Here is a 5063-nt window from a genome sequence, read left to right on the forward strand (position 1 = left end):
GCTCCACCAGCCGGGCGCGCTTCTCGTCCCAGCGCCGTCGCACCTCCGCCATCCGCTCGTGCCGGTGTGCCCGGGCCTCGTGGTAGGACGCGAAACCGCCGCCGTGCACCCAGCTGGTGCCGCCCTCCAGGGTCACCACCCGATCAGCGGCGTTGGCCAGCAGCTCACGGTCGTGGCTGACGAACAGCACGGTCTTGGATGTCGAGCGCAGCCGCTCCTCCAGCCACTGCTTGCCAGGCACGTCCAGGTAGTTGTCCGGCTCGTCCAGCAACAGCACCTCGGCCGGCCCGCGCAGCAGCGCCTCCAGGGCCAGCCGCTTCTGCTCGCCACCGGACAGGGTGGCGATCTCGCGGTACTTGCAGTTGTCGAAGGCGATGCCGATGGCGGCCACCGTCACGGTGTCCCAGAGCACCTGGGCGTCGTAGCCGCCGGCGTCGCCCCAGTGCGTCAGCGCGTGGGCGTAGCGCAACTGGGTCTTCTCATCATCGGCGCTCATCATGGCCAGCTCCGCGGAATTGAGGTCGGCCCAGGCCTGCCCGACCGCTGGTGCGGCCAGCCCCACCAGGAACTCCTCCACCGTGGTGCTGTCGCGGACCGAGCCGATGAACTGCCGCATCACGCCCAGGCCGCCCGAGCGCGCCACCGCCCCGCTCTGCGGCGCCAGATCACCGGCGATCAGCCGCAGCAGCGTCGTCTTGCCCGCGCCATTGGCCCCGACCAGGGCCGCCTTGGCGCCCTCACCGATCCGGAAACTCACGTCGTCGAGCAGCATCCGGCCATCGGAGAGCTGGTGCCGGATCGACTGCACATCTAGATAGCCCACGACGGCAAGTCTCCCGCACCACGCAATCGCATAACGCTGGGCCACAATCAATCACCATGACCGCCCCGCTCGACGCGCTCGCAGCCATACTGCCCACCGACGCGCTGGTCACCGATCCGGTGCTCATCCAGAACTACCGCTATGACTGGGCCCGGGACCCCGGGGCGGGCATGCCGCTGGCGGTGGTGCGCCCTCGCGGCACCGCTGAGGTTCAGTCCGCGATGCGGTGGGCCAGCCGGTACCGGATCCCGGTGGTGCCCAGAGGAGCCGGCAGTGGCCTGTCCGGCGGCTCGTCGGCGGTGGACGGTGGCATCGTGATCAGCCTGGACCGGATGCGCGCGGTCCGGATCGACCCGGACTACCGGGTGGCCGTCGTGGAACCGGGCGCGTTGAACGCCGAGGTGAAGGCGGCCGCCCGCGAGCACGGCCTGTGGTACCCGCCGGATCCGTCCTCGTTCGAGATCTGCTCGATCGGCGGCAACATCGCCACCAACGCCGGCGGGCTGTGCTGCGTGAAGTACGGCGTCACCACCGACTACGTGCTGGGCCTGGACGTGGTGCTGGCCGACGGCGTCGCGATCAGCCTCGGCGGGGCCCGGCTCAAGGACGTGGCCGGCCTGTCGCTGATCAAGCTGTTCGTCGGCAGCGAGGGCACCCTGGGCGTGATCACCCGGGCGGTCCTGCGGCTGGTGCCGGCCCAGCAGCCGCCGAGCACCCTGGTGGCGCTGTTCCCCAGCGTGCCGGCGGCCGCCGAGGCGGTGGTGCAGGTCAGCCGGCGGGCCCGGCCGGCGATGCTGGAGCTGATGGACCAGGCTGCCATCAACGCTGTCGAGGACTACCTGTCGATGGGACTGGACCGGACGGCCGGCGCGCTGCTGGTCGCCCAGTCCGACGCCGGCACCGGCGCCGCTGCCGAGATCAGCGCCATCGCCGAGGCCTGTGCCGCCTGCGGCGCCGACGAGGTGTACAGCACCGACGACCCGGCCGAGGGCGAGGCCTTCGCCATGGCCCGGCGGGCCGCGTTCCCAGCCATCGAGCGGCGCGGCTCGCTGATGCTCGAGGACGTCGGGGTGCCGGTGCCCCGGTTGCCCGAACTGCTGGCCGGCATCGCCGAGATCGCCCGCCGCAACGACATCGAGATCCCCACCGTGGCCCACGCCGGGGACGGCAACACCCATCCGATCGTGGTCTACGACGCCGCCGATCCCGCCTCGACCGGGCGGGCCGCCAGGGCCTTCACCGAGATCATGGCACTGGCCATCTCGCTGGAGGGCACCATCACCGGCGAGCACGGCGTCGGACGGCTGAAGAAGGCCCAGTTGCCCGACCAGTTGGGCCCGGACGTGATGGCGCTGACGCACCGGATCAAGCACGCCCTGGATCCGCTCGGCATTCTGAACCCGGGTGCCGTGTTGTAATGCCCACATAGCGCCGGCTTGACCGGGAGCTGGCTAGTCTGTCGCCACATGACAGCCACAGGATGGGTCTGGGTGGCCGTCGCCACCGTCCTGGCAGGCCTGGACTGGGCGGCGGTGGCCGCCGATTCCCGGGTGCTCGAGCGGTGCGCCAAGCCCGCCGTGCTGCTGGCCCTGCTCGCCGCGGCGCTGACCGCGCAGCCCCGGGACTCCGGCGTGCACGGCTGGCTGGTGCTGGCACTGTGCTTCGGACTGATCGGCGATGTCGCGCTGTCCTTCGCCCCGCCCGGCCAGCCGCCGGTGCGACAGCCGGCCGCGGCACCGGCTTCCGCCGCGGCACCGGCTTCCGCTGTGGCACCGGCTTCCGCTGCGGTCCCGGTTCCAACGGCTCCGGTTTCAACGGCCCCAGCTTCCGCGGCTGCCCCGGTTTCAACGGCCCCGGTCTCAACGGCCCCGGTTTCAATGGGCCCGGCTTCCGCGGCTGCCCCGGTTTCAGCTGTCCCGGCTTCCGCCGCGGGCCCGGTTTCAGCCGCGGGCCCGGTTTCAGCCGCGGCCCTGGCGTCAGCTGCCGCACCGACCGGCGGCGCGCACCGGGCCCGGCCACCGGCAGCTGCCGGAGCCGCGGGCAGCGAGCCGCCCAGCGCGCTGTTCGCCGCCGGGCTGGCCAGCTTCCTGCTCGGCCACCTCTGCTACTGCGCGGCCATGCTCGCCTACGGCACCGAGCCGCTCAGCCTGGGCTTCGGCCTCGTGCTGGCGCTGCTGGCGCTGCTTGCCTTCGGCTACCGGATACTGGCCGGTGCGCAGGCTGAGGGCGGCATGTCGCTGACGATCGCGGTCACTGCCTACATCGCCGCCCTCGGTTCGACCGTGGTGCTCGGGATCGGGACCACCTCGTTGTGGGTGGCCGCCGGCATCGTGCTGTTCGCCTTCTCAGACCTGGTGCTGGCCTCGGACCGGTTCGTGGCTCGGCGCGGCTGGGCTCCGCTGACGGTCGCGGTGAGCTACCACATCGCCCAGACCCTGCTGCTGGTCGGCCTGGTGCGCTGAAGCGGGCACCGTAAGCTGCGCTGATGCCTCGCCGACCGACCCGGACCGTGCCGACCGTCCTGCTGCCGGGCCCGCTCGGTGCCAGCGACCAGGACTGGCAGCCCTGGCTCGCCGACCAGTTGCGTGGCGCCGGCCGCGAGGTGCGGCTGGCTTCCTGGCCGGCTCCGGACGCGGCGGACCTGACCGGCTGCCTGGCGGCACTGCGGAACTGCCTGGCGGGACTGCCCGACGACGGGTTCGACGTGCTCGCGCACTCGGCGGCGTGCTTGCTGTGGCTGCACCATGCGGCGGGCGAGGCGCAGGCCGCCAGCTCACCACGCCCGTCGCGGGTCGCGCTGGTGGCCCCGCCGGCACCTGAGCGGCCCTTGCCCGCCTGGGATTTCCTGCGCCCGGTGCCGCTGCAGGTGGACGCGCTGCGCCGGGCCGCCGACGGCACGGTGCTGGTCGGCAGCGACGACGATCCGGACTGCCCGGGCGGCGTGGCCCAGATCTTCGGAGCTCCGCTGAAGATGGCGGCCACCATGATCGCCGGGGCGGGCTCGCTCACCGCCGCCTCGGGCTACGGGCCGTGGCCCGCGGTGCTGGACTGGTGCGGGCGGGACAACCTCGCCTTCCTGGCCTAGCCGCCTTTCTGGCCTAGCCGCCTTTCTGGCCCAGCCGCCTTCTGCCTTCAGGCCAGCCGCCTTTCTGGCCCAGCTGCCTTCCGGCCAGCCGCCTTTCTGGCCCAGCTGCCTTCCGGCCAGCCGCCCCGACCCTTCCCCGCCTAGTCGGTCCTTCGCACCGCGCGGGTCTCGGCGGCCCGAGCGGCCAACCCTGCCTCGGCCGGGTAGCCGACCGCCAGCAGGGTCAGCCCGTGCGCCGGGGCCACCAGAACCTCGTCGCTGCGGCGGCCCAGGCTCAGCAGCCGGTGCGGCCAGTCGCCGTCCCTGCTGCCCGCGCCGACCGCGGCCAGCGCGCCGACCAGCGAGCGGACCATCGAATGGCAGAAGGCGTCGGCCTGCACGTCGATCTCGATCAGCTCACCGGTGCGGGTCACTGCCAGCTGCTGCACCTGGCGGACGGTGGTGGCGCCCTCCCGCCGCCGGCAGAAGGCGGCGTAGTCGTTGAGGCCGAGCAGCCGCTGGCCGGCCAGGTGCATCGCGCCGGCGTCCAGCGTGCGCTTCCAGGTCGCCGTGTCCACCCGGCGCAGCGGCGGCACGCCGTAGTCGGCGTCACAGATCCGGTACCGGTAGCGGCGCCAGAGCGCGGAGAAGCGGGCGTCGAAGTCCGCCGGCGCCACCACCGCCGAATGGACCCTGACATCCGGCGGCAGCAGCCCGGCAAGCCGGCGGATGATCCGGTCGCGCCGCTCGTCCCAGTCGGCCGCGCTGACGTCGCAGTGGCACACCTGGCCGCTGGCGTGCACCCCGGCATCCGTGCGCCCGGCCACCACGACCGGCACCCGTTGCGCCCGGAACAGAATGCTCAGCGCCGCCTCCAGGACACCTTGGACGGTCCGTAACCCCGGCTGCACGGCCCAGCCGGCGAAGCCGGTCCCGTCGTAACCCAGATCCAGCCGCAACCGGACGAGCCCGCCTCCCCGGGTGGGGGAAGCGGGCTCGTCCGGCTCAGTCATGCTGTTGCTGAGGAAAGGTAATGGGCTACTTGCCCTCGTCCTCGGCGGCCTCGGTCGCGGCGGCGTCATCGGCCACCGCCTCCTCGGTTGCGGGATCACCGGTCAGCGACGCGTCGGCGACGGCGTCATCGGCCGTGCCCGACTCGATCGCGTCGGTCGCTGT

5 protein-coding genes are annotated in these 5063 nt (G+C 72.8%); 3 read left to right on the plus strand and 2 right to left on the minus strand.

Annotated features, from left to right (window positions below):
* Positions 1-823, minus strand: an 823-nt coding sequence (locus VF542_RS14130; RefSeq protein ID WP_408652343.1) for an ATP-binding cassette domain-containing protein, incomplete at its 3' end; no start/stop codon positions are given.
* Between the two features lie 56 nt (positions 824-879).
* Here VF542_RS14130 and VF542_RS14135 point away from each other — a divergent pair.
* Genes VF542_RS14135 through VF542_RS14145 form a run of 3 tightly spaced genes read left to right on the plus strand, consistent with a single transcriptional unit; the run spans position 880 to position 3908 of the window.
* Complete coding sequence (locus tag VF542_RS14135) at positions 880-2241, plus strand: FAD-binding oxidoreductase (RefSeq protein WP_408652344.1); 1362 nt, start codon at positions 880-882, stop codon at positions 2239-2241.
* Between the two features lie 48 nt (positions 2242-2289).
* Positions 2290-3285, plus strand: a complete 996-nt coding sequence (locus VF542_RS14140; protein WP_408652345.1) for a lysoplasmalogenase family protein — start codon at positions 2290-2292, stop codon at positions 3283-3285.
* A gap of 23 nt (positions 3286-3308) precedes the next feature.
* Positions 3309-3908, plus strand: coding sequence for an RBBP9/YdeN family alpha/beta hydrolase (locus tag VF542_RS14145; protein ID WP_408652346.1), 600 nt, complete (start codon positions 3309-3311; stop codon positions 3906-3908).
* A 140-nt stretch (positions 3909-4048) separates the two neighbouring features.
* Here the strand turns inward: VF542_RS14145 and truA are convergent, their stop codons facing one another.
* Positions 4049-4900: a tRNA pseudouridine(38-40) synthase TruA gene (truA, locus tag VF542_RS14150; RefSeq protein ID WP_408652347.1), complete on the minus strand. Its 852-nt coding sequence runs from the start codon at positions 4898-4900 to the stop codon at positions 4049-4051.
* Positions 4901-5063: the final 163 nt, after the last annotated feature.

Source organism: Jatrophihabitans sp. (genome assembly GCF_036389215.1).
Classification (GTDB): Bacteria; Actinomycetota; Actinomycetes; order Mycobacteriales; family Jatrophihabitantaceae; genus Jatrophihabitans_A.